This window comes from Micromonospora sp. NPDC048999, assembly GCF_040649295.1.
Lineage (GTDB): Bacteria > Actinomycetota > Actinomycetes > Mycobacteriales > Micromonosporaceae > Micromonospora.
Genome location: NZ_JBEZFI010000008.1, coordinates 137,078 through 154,948, shown reverse-complemented (window position 1 = coordinate 154,948; position 17,871 = coordinate 137,078). Strand labels below are relative to the sequence as shown.

Here is a 17,871-nt window from a genome sequence, read left to right as displayed (position 1 = left end):
TCCATCGTGAGCAGTCGGCCGGTTGGTCACTTCAGGACTCCGGCCGGGTCGCGGGCCTGCGCCTGCCCGCGTCGGGAAGCCCACCGGCACCTTGGGGCACCCTCGGCCGCCTTGACCCGAAACGGGCTGCCGACCTCGGTCGAGGGCCGGCAGCCAGTTCGACTGTCGCTCTATCGCGCCTGCGTGACCTTGAGCATCGCGGCCGGCGACTGCGAGGCCGGCGCGGCGGCGGGTGTACCGTCCAGGTTGTACTGCTTCAGGTTGACCGACAGGTTCTCGCTGTTGCCACCGGAGAACATCCCGTTGACGCTGCCGGCTGCCCGTGCGCCACTGCGGTAGACGAATTCACCGGTCAACGTGTACGGCACAGAAATGGTCGAGTGCGTGATCGTGACGGTCGCTTCCACGATCGACCTCGCCGGCACCAAAACCGGCTGACGCCAGGAGAACGTCTGGGCGCGCTGGTGGGAACCGTTCTGCGTGTAGCTGTAGGTGCCCTCGGCGGTGACCGTTATCTTGCCCTCGGCGAGAATCGGAATTCCGGTTTTGAAGCCGGTCGAGACCGTGACCTTGATGCCGACGGTGTCCGACCATCCCTCGCTGTCCGTCGCCGTTCGGGAACCGCTGATTTCGGTGGACTGCTGCAACGTGGTGTCGTTGCGGTTGGTCACCTTGTCGAGTTGTTCCAGCGATGCGCCGGTCAGCACGGCGTGAGCGATGTCGTAGCTGATGTTGTACGCCACGAAATCGACGATGTCGTCCATCTGACGGCAAACCGTTTTGTCCGCTCCACCGCCGACGCTGACCGCGGCCACGCAGATGTTGTGCCCGGCGGCGGACGCGGGCAGCACCAGGTCGAAGCCGTGCGCCGCGCCGTACTTCGGGTAGGCGGCGGCGACGTCGGGCCGGGACTGATTGGCGGTCAGGGTGGTGGCCGAGGCGCCGTCGATGGTGATTCTCACGGTCAGGGAAGTGGCCGGCAGGTCGTCGTCCGCCGTCCAGCCCCAGATGTGTACGCCGGTTCGGGACGTGGTCTGTTGTGCACCGTCGAATGCCAGGACGGGCACATACGTCGCCGGCGTCGGATCATCCGGCGGCTCAGTCGGATCGCAGATCGGTGGCGGATTCGGCACATCGCAGTTGGGTCGTGCGGATGCCGGTTGCACCAGCGCCAGGGCCATGCCCAATCCGGTCAGGATGGCGCCGATGACCGCCACGCTTCTTCGTGCTCGCATCGAACCTCGTTTCCTCCTTGTGGGTGGTCCGATACTGGCGACTGAATTGGAACCCGGTCAACGCGATAATCAGGTTGGTGACACCGCATTCAGCTGTGACGAAAAGCACTTTGTCTCGCCGTGGACAATACGCGGCCACAGTCCTCAACCGGCGGTGTGCCGGCCCGATCCCGCTCCTCGGTTCACCGGGGGACCGGCACCCCGACGGGTTCCGTCCGTTCGCCGACCTCCGAGCGGCCGTGGGCGCGGTCCACGAAGGCGATGAAGAGCAGGATGACCACGAGGAACGCGAGCGTGAGCAGGCCGGGCAGGACGGTCGACGCCGGGATCGTGGCGAGACTGAGCAGCCCGCCGATCAGGTGGTCGACGCGGGGGCGGTGACCCCGCCGACCGCACACCGCGCTGAGTCCCAACAGGAAGATCCCCACCCCGCCGCCGAGGCCCAGGGCATGGACGCCGTGCAGCGGGTCCATCGGGTGTGAGGTCACGCTCTCCACCCCGACGGCGGCGAACACGACGCCCGCGACCAGCGGCAGGTGCAGATAGCTGAAGAGGTCGCGGGCCAGGTGCGCGCGACGGGGCCCCATCGAGCTCGACAGGACCCGTTCGGTCACCCCGGCCTCCCAGTCGAAGTATGACCACCACAGCCCGCTGATCGCGGCGAGCGCGAGGACGATGCTGCCGGCCACGATCGGCGTGATGCTGGCCGAGCTGTGCAGCACGCCGGCGCCGATGGCGATCACCGACTCGCCCAGGGCGATGATCATGAAGAGGGTGTGCCGCTCGAAGAAGTGCCCCGCGTGCACCGTGAAGCCACCGACGCCGGTGATCAACGGCGTGCCGTAGTCGATCATCACGGCCAGGGCCCAGAGTCCCATCTGTACGGCAGTCGGAGTGAACACGCCGATGATGAGCAGGACCGACGCGGCCAGGTTGCCCGGCGCGAGGCGCAGGATGGCGGCCCGGTTGGCGCCCCCGGCCACCGAGAAGAGCACCAGGTGCAGCAGTCGCACGACGAAGTAGCCCAGCGCGAACGGCAGGGCGTTGCGGCCGGACGCCTGGGGCACCGCGACGGCGACGATGAGCATGGCCGCCATCGCCCCCAGGATCACCGCCCGGGAGGACGCCGTGTCGATGTTCACGGCGTTGGTCAGCCACGCGTACGCGCCCCAGGCCCACCAGAGCAGCGCCAGCACCAACAGGCCCCGGCCGACACCCGCCACATCCGGGTGCCCCAATACCAGACTGGTCACCCGCGTCAATGAGAACACGAAGACCAGGTCGAAGAAGAGCTCGAACGGTGATACCGGCTTCGGCGGCTCGGCATCCGTCAGATGTGCCTCGGTCATGCGCCTGATTGTGCCACCCGGGACCCGTTCCGAGAGCCCTTCCGGCCGGCGAATCTACTACCGGGAGTCGTGTCGGCAACTTGACGAAGTACCGCGTTCCGCGCGTCGGTCGGGGGGCTGGCTCCCATATCGGCCATACGCCCGGTTGAGCCCACTACCGCCGCACAGATCAGACCCCGTGCCCCCGACTTGACGAAGCTTGGAACCGAATCCCGCGTCCTGTGCCGGATGGCTTTTCCCGGCGTTGACTCGATGTTGCACGGCGACCGAGGATCCGATCCGGAAAGAGCTGATCGGCCTGGCGCACAAGGCACCGCCGTCAGGAAATCTCCTACCCCGGGAGTCGCCGTGACAAAAAAGATTCTGGTATTGCTGTCCGAGTACGGCTATTGGGGAGAGGAACTCGTCGGCCCGTTGAGTCACTTCGACCAGCGCGGTTACGAGGTCGTCTTCGCCACCCCGAACGGCCGTCGGCCGCACGCGCTGCCACCGAGCCTGCAGCCCGACTTCATCGACCCGCCGCTCGGCCGCAGCGTGGTCACCGAGGAGGTCGCCAAACTCGCCCGCGAGGTGGACACCGCAGCGCGGCTGGACAACCCGCTCAACATCGCCGAGTGGATCCCGGACCGGCCGTACACCAGCGAAGACGACTACCTCCGCAAGCTGGAGGCGTACAACCGCGCGATCGGTGACCCGCTCGCCGAGGCGATCGCCGAATACGACGCCCTGCTCGTCGTGGGCGGCAGCGGGCCGATCGTCGACCTGGCCAACAACGGCCGGGTGCACGATCTGATCCTGGCCTTCCTGCGAGCCGACAAGGTCATCGGCGCCGAATGCTACGGCGTCGCCTGCCTGGCCTTCGCCCGGGACTGGGAGGACCGCCGCAGCATCATCTGGGGCAAGCACGTCACCGGGCACTGCAAGGAATACGACTACAAGGACGGCACCGGGTTCCTGAACACCGACTTCAACATGGGCCCGCCGCCGTACCCGCTGGAATACATCCTGCGGGACGCCACCGGACCGGACGGCGCCTACCACGGCAACTTCGGCAAGGAGGTGTCCGTCGTGGTCGACTATCCGTTCGTCACCGGACGGTCGACGCCGGACTCGTTCCGGACCGGCGAGAAAATGGTGGAAATGCTGGAGCACGGACTCCGCCGGTACGGTTGGTAGGGGATTTCCATGGCGGCACGTCCCGGAAAAGTAGCGATCATCGAGCAGTTTCTCGCCGACGGGATCACCCACATGTTCGGCAATCCGGGAACAGTCGAGCAGGGATTCCTCGACGCCCTGGAGGGGTTTCCGGACTTCCACTACATCCTGACCCTCCAGGAAACCGTCGCCGCCGGCATCGCCGACGGATACGCCCGAGCGACGGGCGGGCCGGCCGTGCTCCAGCTGCACAGCGGCGTGGGCCTGGGCAACGGCATCGGCATGATGTACCAGTCCAAGCGGGGGCACACGCCGCTGGTGGTGATAGCCGGCGAGGCCGGCACCGCGTACGACGCCATGGACGCCCAGATGGCCGCCGACCTCGTGTCGATGGCACGGCCGGTGACCAAGTGGGCGACGCGGGTGGTGGACCCTCGCTCGCTGCTGAGGGTGCTGCGCCGGGCCGTCAAGACGGCGATGACACCGCCGCGCGGACCGGTCTTCGTGGCACTGCCGATGGACGTGCTCGACGCGCTCAACGACGAGCCGGTGCTGCCCACCGTCGTACCGGAGACCCGGACGCTGCCGGCACCCGACCTGGTCGCCCGGGCGGGCGCCATGCTGGCCGGGGCGGAGCGCCCACTCGTCCTCGTCGGCGACGGCGTCTCGGTCTCCGGCGCGGAGCCGGAGCTGACCCGGGTGGCCGAGAAGCTGGGCGCCGACGTGTGGTTCGTGGACTCCTCCGAGGCCCACATGCCGGCGGACCACCCGCTGGTGCGGGGCCCGCTGGGGCACATGTTCGGCTCGGCCAGCCGGGCCGCGGTGGCGGACGCGGACGCCGTGCTCATCGTCGGCACCTACGTCTTCCCCGAGGTCTTCCCGGACCTGACCAGCCCGTTCCACCCGGACGCGCGGGTGGTGCACATCGACCTCGACGACTGGGAGATCGCCAAGAACCACCCGGTCACCCTCGGCCTGGTCGCCGATCCCAAGCTCACCCTGGCCGCGCTGGCCGACCACCTCGACCGGCTCCGTACCCCGGCGCAGGACGCCGCGGCGCGGGACCGGATCGCCCGCCGGCGGGCCGAACGGCCCGAGGTCGAGCCGGAGGACGGCACGCTCATCGCCGCCTTCCTGGCCGAGCTGGCCCGCCGGGCGCCGCAGGACCTCATGGTGTTCGACGAGGCGTTGACCGCCTCGCCCTACCTCACGCGTCACCTCCGGCCACGGTTGCCCGGCCACTACCACCTCACCAGAGGCGGCTCCCTGGGGGTGGGCATTCCCGGCGCGGTGGGGATGCAGATCGCCCACCCGGACAAGACGGTGGTCAGCTTCAGCGGCGACGGCGGGAGCCTCTACACGTATCAGGCGTTGTGGACGGCCGCGCGGCACGACGTGCCGGCGTCGTTCGTGGTCTGCAACAACCACCGGTACGAGCTGCTCAACCGGAACATCGAGCAGTACTGGTCGGAGCGCGCGATCGGCCGGCACGAGTTCCCGCGCTCGTTCGACCTCTCCCACCCCGAGGTCGACTTCGTCGGGCTGGCGCGCTCCTTCGGGGCGGACGGCATGCGGGTCGACAAGCCGGACCAGGTCGCCGAGGCGGTCGAGCGGCTGCTCACCTACCGCCGGCCGTTCCTGATCGACCTGGCCACCGACGACACCCTGCGGTCCTGACCGCTTCGCACGACACCGAGAAGGAGTGGAAATGGCGTTCACCGAAGCGGCGATCCGTGCCATGGTGGCGGACTGGTACGTCGCGCTGGACCGGCACGTCGATCTCGACGAGGCGCTGACGTACCTCGCCGCCGACGGGCTGGAGATGCGCTTCCCCGAGGCCACCGCGCGGGGACACAGCGGCTTCGCCGACTGGTACAAGGCCGTCACCAACCGATTCTTCGACGAGGTGCACACCGTCACCTCCGTCGACGTCGGCAACCTGAGCACCGGCCGCGCCGACCTGAAGGTCGTCGTGAACTGGCAGGCCCGCATCTGGACTCCGCCCGCGGCGAAGAGCCAGTGGCTGGGCTTCGACGCCTACCAGACCTGGGAGGTCGTCGCCGGCCCGGGGGGTACGCCGCAGATCAAGACCTACACCGTCGACCGCCTCGACCCGATGCCGGGTTCGGCATCGCTCTAGTCGACGACGGTGTCGGCCAGTCCCGCCCTGGAACGGCCAGGGCGAACCACCAACAGGGAGGCAACAGTGTCCAACACCGCTCTCGTACTGAAGATGTACGAACACTTCGGCAACGGCGCCATGGACAAGATCAGGGCGGAGGTCTTCCACCCGGAGGTCACCTGGGCCATGCCGGGGCACCACCCGCTGTCGGGCACGATGAAGGGCGCCGACGAGGTCATCGCCTTCTTCGGTGACCTCTTCAAGGCCGGCATCACGGTGGACGACGTCCACTTCGGGGAGCTCGACGACGGCACCGTCGTGGAGAAGCACCACGGGCACGGCAACGCGGACGGCCAGGAGTACCTCTTCCCGACCTGCACCACGTACGGGATCGAGGACGGCCGGATCAAGACGGTCCAGGTGCACACCGCCGACCAGCACGGCGTGGACCGGTACATGTGGTCGCGCTTCACGCTGAAGAGCGTCGCGAGCCGGCTCGCGGAGGACTGACCCGTGGCCCCCACGAAGGAGTTGGTGGAGGCCGCCTACCAGGCGCTCGCCACCGGTGACCGGGCCGAGGTCGAGAAGTACTGGGCCGAGGACATGCGTTGGCTCGTGCCGGGCAACCACCAGCTCGCCGGCTGGTGGGAGGGCCTGGACGGCTTCTTCGGCTTCATGGAGCAGGTCGGCAAGCTCTCCGGCGGCAGCTTCGTGATGACCCGTTCGGCCATCCTCCTGGGCGACGAGTGGTCCGCGGACGTCTCACACAACGTGGGCACCCGGGTCACCGCGAAGGACGGCAGCACCTCGCCGTACGACCGGCTGGAGATCGACGTGGTCCACCTGCTGCGGTGGCGCGACGACAAGGTGATCGAGGGTCGCGGCGCGATCTTCGGTGACGGAACCACCCAGTTCAACCAGTTCTGGTCGCAACTGGCCACCGACGCCACGCGCGTCGGGGCGTAGCCGGCGGCCACGCGGACGCGGAAGGGCACCGATGAACACGAGGGAAGTTGTCAACCGGTACTACGAGCTCGCCAACGCCGGCGACTGGGACGCGTGGTGTGACCTGTTCGCGGCCGGCCAGGTCATGGACGAGCAGCTCGCGGGTCACGTAGAGGGCCGGGAGACCCTGCGGAACATGATGAAGGGTTTTCCCGGAATGTACGCCAGGTTCCAGAACGTGCCCCGGCACATCGTCGTCGACGGCGATCAGGCGGCGGTCGTCTCGCACATCTCGGCCACCACCCCCGCCGGGGGAACGGTGGAAGCGGACGTCGTGAACTACTACCGCGTGGTCGACGGGCTCATCACGTACATGGCCAACTTCCACGACACGGTGCCCTTCCGCGCCGTCCTGTCCAACGACTGAGGTCCGGAGGGCGGAAGATCATGGAACAGTTCGACTACGTCGTCGTCGGCGGCGGCACCGCGGGTTCGGTGCTGGCGAACCGCCTCTCCGAGGACCCGGACGTCAGCGTCCTCGTCCTGGAGGCCGGCGGAAGCCACGTGCCCGCCAACGTGGACGCCGCGCCGCTCTGGTTCACACTGCTCGGCAGCCCCATCGACTGGGGCTACCAGACGGTGCCGCAGCCGGGCCTCAACGGCCGGACCGTCTACGAGCCGCGCGGCAAGCTGCTCGGCGGCAGCAGCAACCTGTACATCATGATGCACGTCCGAGGGCACGCCTCGGACTTCGACAACTGGGCGTACCAGGGCGCGGCCGGATGGTCGTACGCCGACCTGCTGCCGTACTTCAGCAAACTGGAGGCGCAGGAGGACCGGACAGACCCGCGGATCGGCACCAGCGGGCCGCAGACCGTCACCAACGCCGGCGGGCCGGACGCCAACCCGATGTCCCGGGTGTTCATCGACGCCGGCAAGGAGCTCGGGCACCCGGAGGTGCCCGACTTCAACGGGCCGCAGATGATGGGCGCCGGCTGGCACCACATCGACGTGAAGGACGGTGAACGGCGCGGGGCGCTGAAGTCCTTCCTCGAGCCGGCGCTGGGCCGTCCGAACCTCACCGTGCGGCCCGACGCCCAGGCCGCCGGCCTGATCTTCGAAGGCACCCGCTGCGTGGGCGTGCGCTACCGACAGCAGGCGCCCGCGGCGACCGCCGGCGACGGGCGTGAACTGCCGGGGGTCGACCGCGCCGAGCCGGGCGCCCGGGAGGTGCGGGCCGGCCGTGAGGTGATCGTCTGCCTGGGCGCGATCGAGTCGCCCAAGCTGCTGCTGCTGTCCGGGTTGGGGGCGGCCGCCCAGTTGCGGCAGTTCGACATCCCGGTGGTGGCGGACCTGCCCGGCGTGGGGGAGAACTTCCACAACCACGTGCTCACCGGCCTGATCGCGGAGACCGTGGACCCGGTGCGACCGGGCCGGCAGAACCTGTCGGAGTCGGCGCTCTTCACGATCTCCCAGCCCGGCATGGTGGCGCCGGACCTCCAACTGGCGTTCGTGCACGTACCGTTCGACATCATCGTGGGGCAGAACCACCCGAACGCCGTCTCCATCCTGCCCGGCGTGGTCCGGCCGAACTCGCGGGGCACGATCCGGCTGGCCGGCGCCGATCCGTTCGCCCACCCGCTCATCGACCCGAACTACCTCGGCGACCGGTCCGACCTCGACCGGCTGGTGCAGGCGTTCAAGCTGAGCCGGGAGATCTTCGCGACCTCGGCGTTCAAGGAGCACCTGAAGGGCGAGCTGATGCCCGGACCGGGCGTCCGGACCGACGCGGAGATCCGGGACTTCGTCCGTAACCGGGCCGACTGCTACCACCACCAGGCGGGCTCCTGCCGGATGGGGATCGACGACCTCGCTGTGGTCGACCCGCAGCTCAAGGTGCGCGGCGTGCAGGGCGTACGGGTGGTCGACGCGAGCGTGATGCCCGCGGTGCCCTCCGGCAACTGCCACACCGCCATCGTCGCCATCGCCGAGCGGGCCGCTGACCTGATCAAGGAGGCACGCGATGTCTGACCTCGTCCTGCGGGACGGCCCGCTGTCCGGCACCAGGATCGCCGTGCTGGTGGAGAGCGACTTCTTCGAGCCCGAGATCCACTACTACCAGCGCCGGTTCGCCGAGGAGGGTGCGGCGGTCCATTTCCTCACCCGCCTCTGGGGGCAGTCCGAGATCACCTTCCACGGTCACGAGTGGCGGGCGCCCTTCACGGCGCGGGAGAGCGTCGAGGGCGTCTCCGACGCGGACCTGCGGTCGTACGCGGCGGTGATCGTTCCCTCGGGCATGGTCTCCGACCGGCTGCGGTACACCGAGGACGTCAACGAGTTGGCGCCGGCGGTCGACCTGGTCCGGCGCGCCTTCCAGGAGCCGGTCATCCTCAAGGGCGTCATCTGCCACGGCTTCTGGCTGCTCGCGCCGATCCCGGAGACCATCCGCGGACGCAAGGTGACCTGTCACAACAACCTCGTCGGGGACGTGCGCAACATGGGTGCCGAGTACGTCGACGCGGACGTCGTGGTCGACGGCGACGACCTGGTCACCGGCCGGACGGGTATGCACGCCCACCTCTTCGCCCGGCAGATCATCGACATTCTCGCCGATCGGCGGGTGGCGGCATGACCGCGCCGGCGCCGGCCCTGCGCTGGTCGCATGTGGCGCTCAACTGCGCCGACCAGCGGGCCACCGAGGAGTTCTACCGACGCTGGTTCGGCTTCCAGCGGGCGCGGGTCGTGCCGCTGGGGGAGCAGGAGATCATCTTCCTCCGGCAGGGGTCGGTCTACCTGGAGCTGTTCGCCTCACCGGAGCCCGCACCGTTCACCTCGACCGGGGACGGCCCGCCGCACGTCGGCATTGCCCGGCACCTCGCGTTCCAGACCGACGACCTGGAGGCCTTTCTCGAGCGGATCGGCACGCAGGTCCCCGTCTCCCTCGGGCCGCTGCGGTTCGACGACTTCATCCCGGGTTGGCGCAGTGTCTGGCTGACCGACCCGGACGGCGTGGTCGTCGAGGTGAGCCAGGGATACCGGGACCAGGACCCGGCCAGTCTTGCCACGCCACACCACCATGGCGGCTTGGCGCAACGGGATGCGCACCGAGTGTAGCCTCTGCCCATAACAGACAGTGCGCTATGGGAGGGGTAGGGCCATTGAGGTACCGCACGCTCGGCCAGTCGGGGTTACGGGTGTCGGAGCTGATCCTCGGCACCATGACCTTCGGCGAGGACTGGGGCTGGGGAGCGCCGGTCGAGGAGTGTCGCAAGCTGTTCAGTGCGTACGCCGAGGCGGGCGGCAACGTCATCGACACGGCGAACAAGTACACCGAGGGGGCGAGTGAACGCATCGTCGGCGAGCTCCTCGGCGCCGACCGCGACCGGTTCGTGGTCGCCACCAAGTACACGCTGTCCAATGACGGCGCCGATCCGAACGCGTCGGGCAACCACCGCAAGAGTCTCGTACGCTCGGTCGAGCAGAGCTTGAAGCGCCTGCGCACCGACTACATCGACCTGCTCTGGGTGCACATCTGGGATCGGGGCACCCCGATCGAGGAGATGATGCGCGCGCTGGACGACATGGTCCGGGCCGGCAAGGTGCTCTACGTCGGCATGTCCGACACGCCGGCCTGGGTGGTCTCCCGGGCGAACACGATCGCGGAGCTGCGCGGCTGGAGTCCCTTCGTGGGGCTCCAGTTGCCGTACAGCCTCCTCGAACGCGAGGCCGAGCGGGAGCTGCTTCCGATGGCCGACGAGCTGGGCCTGGGCGTCGCCGCCTGGTCGCCGCTGGCCCGCGGAGTCCTGTCCGGCAAGTTCACCCGCTCGGATCCGACCACCCACACCCGGGTGAGCAAGGACGACCTGAGCGAGCGGGACCTGCGGATCGCCCGCGAGGTGGACGCGGTCGCCGACGAACTGGGCGCGTCCTCGTCGCAGGTTGCCCTGGCCTGGCTGATGGCCACCCGGGCGCACGTGCACCCGGTGGTGGGCGCCCGCCGGGTGGAGCAACTGATGGACAACCTCGCGGCGGCCGAACTCGAGCTGCCCGACGAGGCGGTGCGGAGGCTGGACGAGGCCAGCGCGATCCAGCTCGGGTTTCCGAGTGACTTCATCAGCTCCATGCGGGAGTTCGTCTACGGTCCGGTCGGCCATCGGGTCGACTTCCTCGGTCGAGGGCGCGCCTGATCCTCGCCCGCGACCCCGGACGGTGATGCGGTGCCGGTCGTTACCGGCACCGCATCACCATTTTCTGGCTGCTCCGTCGGGGTCGGTCGGACCCTCGCCTCGGAGCAGGACGGCCGGGCTCGGCCCGTCGCTCATCCGGCCTGTCGCTCATCCGACCCGGCGGGCGCCGGCCGCGTTCGACGACCCGGCCGGCGCCGGGTTGTCAGCCAGGGCTGTCCAGCAGGCAGTAGATGTACGCGGCGGTGGCGAGGGTGACGTGGTGGTGCCAGCCGGCGAAGGTACGCCCCTCGTAGTCCCGCAGGCCGTACGTGCCCGCGAACTCCTCGATGCGGGGCGTCGCCAACTCTCGCAGCTTTGCGAGCTCGACGAGCTCCGGCAGGGGCGGGTCCGTCATGTTCGTGATCCAGTAGTTGCGGGGACCGGGCTTGCCCAGCGGCCACTCGGCGATGAGCGTCCGCGCACCCGTCGGCGTCGACGAGGCGCCGGCACCCCGGCCCGGTACGGACGACCGAACCGGGACCTGGAGGAACTGGGAGCGCATGACACTGTCGATTTCGCTGTTGCGCCACTCGACAGTGTCCCGGGTGACGTGACCGGTCCTGGCGATGAGGTCGCCGGCGGTCCCCTGCCAGGTCGGGGCCGAGCCGTTCGCGGGGCTTGCGCCCCAGCTGGGATGGTTTGCCCTCGCCGGCTGGTCGTAGGCGACGAGGAAGGTGCTGGCGACCTGCGCCAGGTACGGCTGTCGACGCAGCTCGAGGGCGCCGAGGAACGCCTCCACGTTTCCGCGGTTGCTGGTGTCGACGACCACCGGGGCCACCGGCATGCCCCACTCCAGGGCCATGTCGTCGAGCACCTCGAGGTGGTACTGCCAGTACGGCCGTGGCAGTTCGTGGCTCGGCATGCGCGCCCGGGTCCGTCTCTCGTGGTCACGGCCCCAGGAGTCAGGCACGATCAAACGCCAGTTCACCGGCACGGTGATCCGGCCGGCGGTCAACGTGACCGTGATGGCCAGCTGGCAGTTGCGGACCCGGCCCAGGGACTGCACGTACTGCCGCTCGACCGCCGCCGAGTACTGGCCGTGTTTGGGAAAGTGCACCTCCTCGATTACCCAGGCGGTCGGGCGAACGGCCTTGGCCAGTCGGTACATGAGCCGTTCCCGGATTGGCTCCGGATCCCATGGGCTCTGGTTGATGAATTGCTGAAGGGACTGTTCGCTGCGACCCGGCGCCGCGGCGACGAGACGACGGATCGACTTCCGGCCCGTACAGTTGAGCAGCCCGTAGAGGTAGGTCTCGGCCGCCTGACGCTGGTCCGTTCGGCCGAGTGTGCCGAACACGTCGGCGCAGAACTCCCTGAAGTCCTCGTTAGTCGCCCCTTTGCCACTCACGATGCCACAACCATCTTGATGCCTCCCCCTGTGTTGATCGTGGCCGTGCCAATTGCCGGTCAAACTGCCGGACAGAGTCCATCCAACTGTGGATCGTGTCGCTGCCCGGTTCTTGACTGATCCTAGAGTCAGGATTCTGACGGCGTGGCGACGTATGAGTGGCGGGTGCCGGCCCTCAGCCCTGTCGGAAGGGCCGCCCGTGCCGTAACGTCACGCATTTACCTCGCGACAGTGGGTTTCGAGTTGGATGAAGGGCTCCGCTGAGCAGGGCATACGCATGACCGGAAGATCCGATGTGTACTGATCGGCGGATCTGTCCCCGAGTCCCTCCGGCGCCCCCTCGCCATGATCGAACGCGGGATGCGCGTCGACTGTCCGAAATGAATGCTTGACGGGGAGACTTGACGAGGTTGTCAGGTTTCGGCGTGCCCGGCGCGGCGGCCCCTGGCCTGCGGACATAACTTAATCCGGGGCCGGACCTCCGATAGTCCGCGCGCCTTTCATTCGAATACGGTGGGCGCCGCTGGCCGTGTGATTCACTCGCGACGTGCGATCGGCGTGGGGCGGCATAAACGCCGGACGGCCGTTGTTGGTCCCGAACGCCGGCATCAACCACGAGCTCCGACCGCAAAGGACGCATCATCGTGACCGCATCCGCCTCGGTTCCCCGCAGAGCCGACGCAATCGTCGTGGGTGGTGGGCCAGCTGGCCTCTCCGCCGCTCTCTATCTGGCCCGATACAACCGTGAAGTGCTCGTTTTCGACAACGGCCGGGGTCGCTCGACCCATCACCAGAAGAACCGAAACTACCTCGGATTCCCGGACGGCATTGCCACGGTGGGGCTACGCGAACTCGCCCGGCAGCAGCTCTCCCGGTACGACCGGATCCACTTCGTGCACCACCTGATCGAGCGGGTCGGCGGGGACGGCGAGCAGGGCTTCGTCGCCGAGGCTCAGGGCGGCCACCGATGGCAGGGCCGGGTGCTGGTCCTGGCCACCGGGGTGCTTGACCACTTCCCGCACTTCCCGCACTGGGAGTCGTACGTCGGCCGCAGCATGTTCTGGTGCATCACCTGCGACGGCTACGAAAACCGTGGGCGCAACATCCTCGTCGTCGGGCACACCGACGCCGCCGCCGGTGAGGCCCTTCAGCTGCACAGTCTGACCGACCGGGTCCGACTGCTGACCAACAGCGAGTTCTTCGACATCAGCCCGAAGTTCCAGAAGCGGCTCAACAACGCCGGCATCCCCGTCGTGCACGACCACATCCGGTCGGTGGAGGGGGAGGACGGGATGATGACCGCCGTCATCACCCGGGGCGGGGAGCGACTCGACCTCGACTCCCTGTTCAGCATCCAGGGCGCCACCCCGGAAACCCGCCTGGCGCAACAGCTCGACGTCGAGCTCGCCCCCAGCGGCTGGATCCGGGTGGACAGCGAGCAGAAGACCAACGTGCCGGGGGTCTACGCCGCCGGCGACGTCACCTCGCTGCACTCCCACCAGGTCACCGCCGCCGTGCACGAGGGGGCCCAGGCGGCCTCGGCGGCCAACTACTTCCTCTACCCGCCCGAGCTCAAGGCGGACTGACCACGGACCGGACACCGACACGAGGAGCTATGCCCATGACCGCTTGGACCGTGGCCGGGGACGCCGACGGCAACCCGACGACGAAGACCTGTGACCACCTGGACCGGGCCGTCGACATCCGGCCGAGCACCCGCAGGGGGTGCGAGGACTGCCTACGGGAGGGCACCCGCTGGATGCACCTGCGGGAGTGCCTGGAGTGCGGGCACATCGGATGCTGCGACAACTCCCCGCGACGCCACGCGACCGCGCACTGGCACACGGTCGCGCACGCCCTGGTGCGCTCGTACGAGCCGGGCGAGGAATGGGGCTGGTGCTACGCCGACGAACTTTTCCTCCTGCCCGAGGACGCGCTGTGACCGCGGCGGTGGAAACGGCGCGGCACGGTAGCCTCCGCGCCATCCGGGACCACTGCCTGGCGCCCGGGCGGATGGTCGACGCCCCCGCGCAGGGGGCGCGCTACGGACGGATGTTCCCCGACCTGCCGCCGCTGATCGCCGACCCCCAGGTGCTCTACGCCGCCGGCACGCCGGGCGGGGTCTGCGACGCCACGCGGTTCCCGAGTCGCCCGGGGCATGCGATCGATGACGGCGGCGAGGCGGCCGGCTGGCCGTTCTTCGGCCAGTTCGTCGCCCACGACATCACGGCGGACCGCTCGCCGGTGGGCATCGAGGCCGATGTGATCGCCCTGCGCAACGCGCGCTCCCCGCGGCTCAACCTGGAGATGGTGCACGCCGAGGGGCCGGTCGGCACGCCGTACCTGTACGACACCGGCGACCCGGCCAAGCTGCTCACCAGCGCGGACGGCCTGGACCTGCCCCGCAACTGGCAGGGCACCGCACTGATCGGCGACCCGCGCAACGACGTTCACCGCTTCGTCGCCCATCTGCATCTGGCCTTCCTGTGCGCTCACAACGGGTTGGTCGACCGCCTGCGGGAGGACGGCGTGCCCGAGAGCGAGATCTTCGAAGAGGCGCGGCGCGCGCTCGTCTGGCACTACCAGTGGATCGTGATCCACGACTTCCTGCCCCGGCTGGTCGGTGCGCAGCTCGTCGACGAGCTGCTCACCGGCGGGCCCCGGTACTTCGCGCCCGATCCGGGTGCCGCCTTCATCCCGCTGGAGTTCGCCGACGCGGCGTACCGCTACGGCCACGGGCAGATCCGGCACCGGTACCGGCTCCAGCCGGACGGCCCGGAGTATCCGCTCTTCCCCGACCTGTTCGGGCACGGACCGATCCGTCCGGAACACCAACTCGACTGGTCGCTGTTGTTCGATCTGCCGTCGCGGCCGCCGGCGCAGCGCGCCAAGCGGCTCGACGGCGGCCTGCCGGCGAGCCTCATCTCGCTACCCGAGCAGATCACCGGCGAGGTGGACGTCGCCGAGCACCGTTCCCTGGCCGTGCGGGACATGCTGCGGGGGAGAGCTACCGCCCTGCCGAGTGGTGAGGCGGTCGCCCACCTTCTCGACGCGGAGCAGCTCGACCCGGTGCAGGTCGGCGAGGAGTGGGCCGGCGGCACGCCGCTCTGGCTCTACATCCTCAAGGAGGCGCAGTACTGCGGCGGAGGGGACCGGCTCGGCCCGGTCGGCGGCCGGATCGTCGCGGAGGTGCTGATCGGACTGATCCGGGCCGACCTGGACTCGTTCCTGACCGTCGACCCGACCTGGCGGCCCACCCTGCCGTCGGCCGGCTCGAAGTTCGGCCTGGCCGACCTCCTCCTGTTCGCGCAGGCGCCGATCGCGGGGCGGTAGTCGGAAAGCCGACGAAAGCGCGCGGGCCGGGACCGGAAGGTCCCGGCCCGTACCGTTTGACACCTGTCGTTTTCATAGCGGACGGGATGTCTCCCATCACTTCCGCGCCGCCGAATATCTTCGGGTCCGACTTGACGAAGCATGTCCCTCGATCCCGTGCCTCGCGGTCTGCCGACGGCATTTTCGTTGACGCTGTACCGCCGTCTCGACACCATTCAAACTAGCCGGAACGAGAGTGTCCGGCGGGCGACACAGGGGACTGCGGGCACCGTTCCGAATAGCGGTGCTCCGATACTGTCGACTACAGCGCCGTTAAGGAAGGTTGGTCGTCCATGGGTGAGATCATGCAATTCCCGTTTATGGACACGATTGCTGGGACCGTCGTCGAATACCTGCCCGGCAATGGTGTCTTCACGATGAGAACCATCGATGACAGGCGGGTCGACGTGCGGCTGTCCGACGGAATGTCGGCGGAACTGCTCCGCAACCTGGACGAGCCGTACGCGGACGCCGGTGAGCACGTCGAGGACATGCTCACCGCCGGTCGCCAGCTGTTCGTCTACGGGGTCTTCTACCCCGAGGGCGGCGCCTACCACTACGAGGCGAAGCGGCTGCTGTTCCTCGGCCGCGGCGTCACCGACTTCAACTTCGAGCGGCCCGACTGGTGGGTGCGCCAGATCGACTCGCTGGCCCGGTTCTACCGTAAGGCCCAGTTCGGCACCGGCCCGATCGACTACCGGGACTACCGGACGAACATCCGGCTCGGCGGCGAGAAGACCGACAGCCACGTCCAGGAGACCGACACGATCTCCCGGCTGGTGTACGGCATGGCCTCCGCCTACATGCTGACCGGCAACGAGGACTACCTGGCGGTCGCCGAGGCGGGGACCGAGTACCTGCGCAAGCACATGCGCTTCGTCGACGCGGACGCCGACGTCGTGTACTGGTACCACGGGGTCAAGGTCGAGGGCGGCTACGAGAAGAAACTGCTGACCTCGGAGTTCGACGACGACTACGACGCCATTCCGATGTACGAGCAGATTTACGCGCTCGCCGGCCCCACGCAGACCTTCCGGGTGACCGGTGACCGGCGGATCGCGGCGGACGTCGACGCGACGCTGCGGCTTTTCGAGAAGTATTTCCGGGACCACGAGGGCAGTGGCTACTTCTCCCACATCGACCCGCTGCTGATGAGCCCGCACCACGATTCGCTCAAGTTCAACAAGTCCCGCAAGAACTGGAACTCCGTGGGCGACCACGCCCCGGCCTATCTGGTCAACCTGCTGCTCGCCACCGGCGATGAAAAGCACGCGGAGATGCTGGAGCGGACGTTCGACACCATTGTCGAACACTTCCCCGACTACGCCAAAAGCCCGTTTGTCAACGAGCGGTTCTTCACCGACTGGTCACCTGACCAGGGGCACACCTGGCAGCAGAACCGCGCGGTCGTCGGCCACAACCTGAAGATCGCCTGGAACCTGATGCGCATGTACGCCCACACGCCCAAGAGCGGCTACCGCGCCTTGGCCGAGAAGATCGCCGAGATCATGCCGCCGGTCGGCGCGGACCGGCAGCGCGGCGGCTGGTACGACGTGGTCGAGCGGGTGCGCCAGGACGGCCAGGAGTGGCACCGGTTCGCCTGGCACGACCGCAAGGCCTGGTGGCAGCAGGAGCAGGCGATCCTGGCGTACCTGATCCTCTTCGGCAGCATCGGCGGCGAGGCCAACCAGCGCGAGGCCCGACAGGCGACGGCCTTCTACAACGCCTTCTTCCTGGACCACGACGAGGGCGCCGTCTACTTCAACGTGCTGGCCAGCGGCATGCCCTACCTGCTCGGCACCGAGCGGCTCAAGGGCAGCCACTCGATGAGCATGTACCACTCCGCGGAGCTCTGCTACCTGGCCGCGGTCTACACCAACCTGCTCATCACCAAGCAGCCGCTGAACCTCTGGTTCAAGCCCCGCCCGGACGCCGACCGGACCCTGCGGGTCGCGCCCGACCTGCTGCCGCCCGGTCGGGTCCGGCTCACCGAGGTCGAGATCGACGGCAAGCCCTGGGAGAGCTTCGACCCGGTCGCGATGACCGTGGCACTGCCCGAGTCGGAGTCCTCGCTGACGGTCAAGGTGCAGCTCACGCCGGCGGGATGACCGATCACCAC

At 68.6% G+C, this 17,871-nt stretch carries 17 protein-coding genes; 14 read left to right on the top strand and 3 right to left on the bottom strand.

Features of this window, described 5'->3' with window-relative positions; genetic code table 11:
• Positions 1-170 precede the first annotated feature (170 nt).
• Together AB0C02_RS13240 and AB0C02_RS13235 are read right to left on the bottom strand one after the other, a co-directional pair.
• Complete coding sequence (locus AB0C02_RS13240) at positions 171-1,217, bottom strand: ETX/MTX2 family pore-forming toxin (protein WP_357547718.1); 1,047 nt, start codon at positions 1,215-1,217, stop codon at positions 171-173.
• 200 nt (positions 1,218-1,417) lie between these two features.
• Entirely contained in the window at positions 1,418-2,584 is a 1,167-nt protein-coding gene (locus AB0C02_RS13235; RefSeq protein WP_357547717.1) for a low temperature requirement protein A, read from the bottom strand.
• Positions 2,585-2,932: 348 nt separating this feature from the next.
• On the opposite strand from AB0C02_RS13235, the gene AB0C02_RS13230 reads away from it, so the two are divergent.
• The 10 genes from AB0C02_RS13230 to AB0C02_RS13185 all read left to right on the top strand — a co-directional run bounded on the left by AB0C02_RS13230 (position 2,933) and on the right by AB0C02_RS13185 (position 10,993).
• Positions 2,933-3,760 (top strand): type 1 glutamine amidotransferase domain-containing protein, encoded by an 828-nt coding sequence (locus AB0C02_RS13230; protein WP_357547716.1) that lies wholly within the window; start codon positions 2,933-2,935, stop codon positions 3,758-3,760.
• A 9-nt stretch (positions 3,761-3,769) separates the two neighbouring features.
• The gene (locus AB0C02_RS13225; protein ID WP_357547715.1) at positions 3,770-5,416 is read left to right on the top strand and encodes a thiamine pyrophosphate-binding protein; all 1,647 of its coding nucleotides are present in this window, start codon (positions 3,770-3,772) and stop codon (positions 5,414-5,416) included.
• Between the two features lie 31 nt (positions 5,417-5,447).
• Positions 5,448-5,879, top strand: coding sequence for a nuclear transport factor 2 family protein (locus AB0C02_RS13220; RefSeq protein WP_357547714.1), 432 nt, complete (start codon positions 5,448-5,450; stop codon positions 5,877-5,879).
• 66 nt (positions 5,880-5,945) lie between these two features.
• Positions 5,946-6,371, top strand: a complete 426-nt coding sequence (locus AB0C02_RS13215; RefSeq protein ID WP_357547711.1) for a nuclear transport factor 2 family protein — start codon at positions 5,946-5,948, stop codon at positions 6,369-6,371.
• Positions 6,372-6,374: 3 nt separating this feature from the next.
• On the top strand, positions 6,375-6,827 hold the full coding sequence (locus AB0C02_RS13210; RefSeq protein WP_357547703.1) for a nuclear transport factor 2 family protein: 453 nt from the start codon (positions 6,375-6,377) through the stop codon (positions 6,825-6,827).
• Positions 6,828-6,858: 31 nt separating this feature from the next.
• Positions 6,859-7,233 (top strand): nuclear transport factor 2 family protein, encoded by a 375-nt coding sequence (locus AB0C02_RS13205; RefSeq protein WP_357547697.1) that lies wholly within the window; start codon positions 6,859-6,861, stop codon positions 7,231-7,233.
• 20 nt (positions 7,234-7,253) lie between these two features.
• Positions 7,254-8,837 carry a GMC family oxidoreductase N-terminal domain-containing protein gene (locus AB0C02_RS13200; protein WP_357547689.1) on the top strand — a complete coding sequence of 528 codons (1,584 nt, stop codon included), beginning with the start codon at positions 7,254-7,256 and terminating at the stop codon, positions 8,835-8,837.
• Positions 8,830-9,438, top strand: coding sequence for a DJ-1/PfpI family protein (locus AB0C02_RS13195; protein ID WP_357547683.1), 609 nt, complete (start codon positions 8,830-8,832; stop codon positions 9,436-9,438). The genes AB0C02_RS13200 and AB0C02_RS13195 overlap by 8 nt, the downstream gene beginning before the upstream one ends.
• Positions 9,435-9,920 carry a VOC family protein gene (locus AB0C02_RS13190; protein WP_357547675.1) on the top strand — a complete coding sequence of 162 codons (486 nt, stop codon included), beginning with the start codon at positions 9,435-9,437 and terminating at the stop codon, positions 9,918-9,920. Before AB0C02_RS13195 ends, AB0C02_RS13190 begins: the two co-directional genes overlap by 4 nt.
• Before the next feature lie 80 nt (positions 9,921-10,000).
• Positions 10,001-10,993 carry an aldo/keto reductase gene (locus AB0C02_RS13185; RefSeq protein WP_357547669.1) on the top strand — a complete coding sequence of 331 codons (993 nt, stop codon included), beginning with the start codon at positions 10,001-10,003 and terminating at the stop codon, positions 10,991-10,993.
• Positions 10,994-11,195: 202 nt separating this feature from the next.
• On the opposite strand, the gene AB0C02_RS13180 is transcribed toward AB0C02_RS13185, so the two are convergent.
• On the bottom strand, positions 11,196-12,380 hold the full coding sequence (locus AB0C02_RS13180; RefSeq protein WP_357547667.1) for an IS701 family transposase: 1,185 nt from the start codon (positions 12,378-12,380) through the stop codon (positions 11,196-11,198).
• Between the two features lie 644 nt (positions 12,381-13,024).
• Between AB0C02_RS13180 and AB0C02_RS13175 the strand changes: the two genes are divergently transcribed.
• From AB0C02_RS13175 to AB0C02_RS13160, 4 genes are all read left to right on the top strand, one after another.
• Positions 13,025-13,966 carry an NAD(P)/FAD-dependent oxidoreductase gene (locus AB0C02_RS13175; protein ID WP_357547661.1) on the top strand — a complete coding sequence of 314 codons (942 nt, stop codon included), beginning with the start codon at positions 13,025-13,027 and terminating at the stop codon, positions 13,964-13,966.
• A 35-nt stretch (positions 13,967-14,001) separates the two neighbouring features.
• Positions 14,002-14,322: a UBP-type zinc finger domain-containing protein gene (locus AB0C02_RS13170; RefSeq protein ID WP_357547656.1), complete on the top strand. Its 321-nt coding sequence runs from the start codon at positions 14,002-14,004 to the stop codon at positions 14,320-14,322.
• Positions 14,319-15,713, top strand: coding sequence for a peroxidase family protein (locus AB0C02_RS13165; protein ID WP_357547652.1), 1,395 nt, complete (start codon positions 14,319-14,321; stop codon positions 15,711-15,713). The genes AB0C02_RS13170 and AB0C02_RS13165 overlap by 4 nt, the downstream gene beginning before the upstream one ends.
• Positions 15,714-16,057: 344 nt before the next feature.
• Positions 16,058-17,860: an AGE family epimerase/isomerase gene (locus AB0C02_RS13160; protein ID WP_357547648.1), complete on the top strand. Its 1,803-nt coding sequence runs from the start codon at positions 16,058-16,060 to the stop codon at positions 17,858-17,860.
• Positions 17,861-17,871 lie beyond the last annotated feature (11 nt).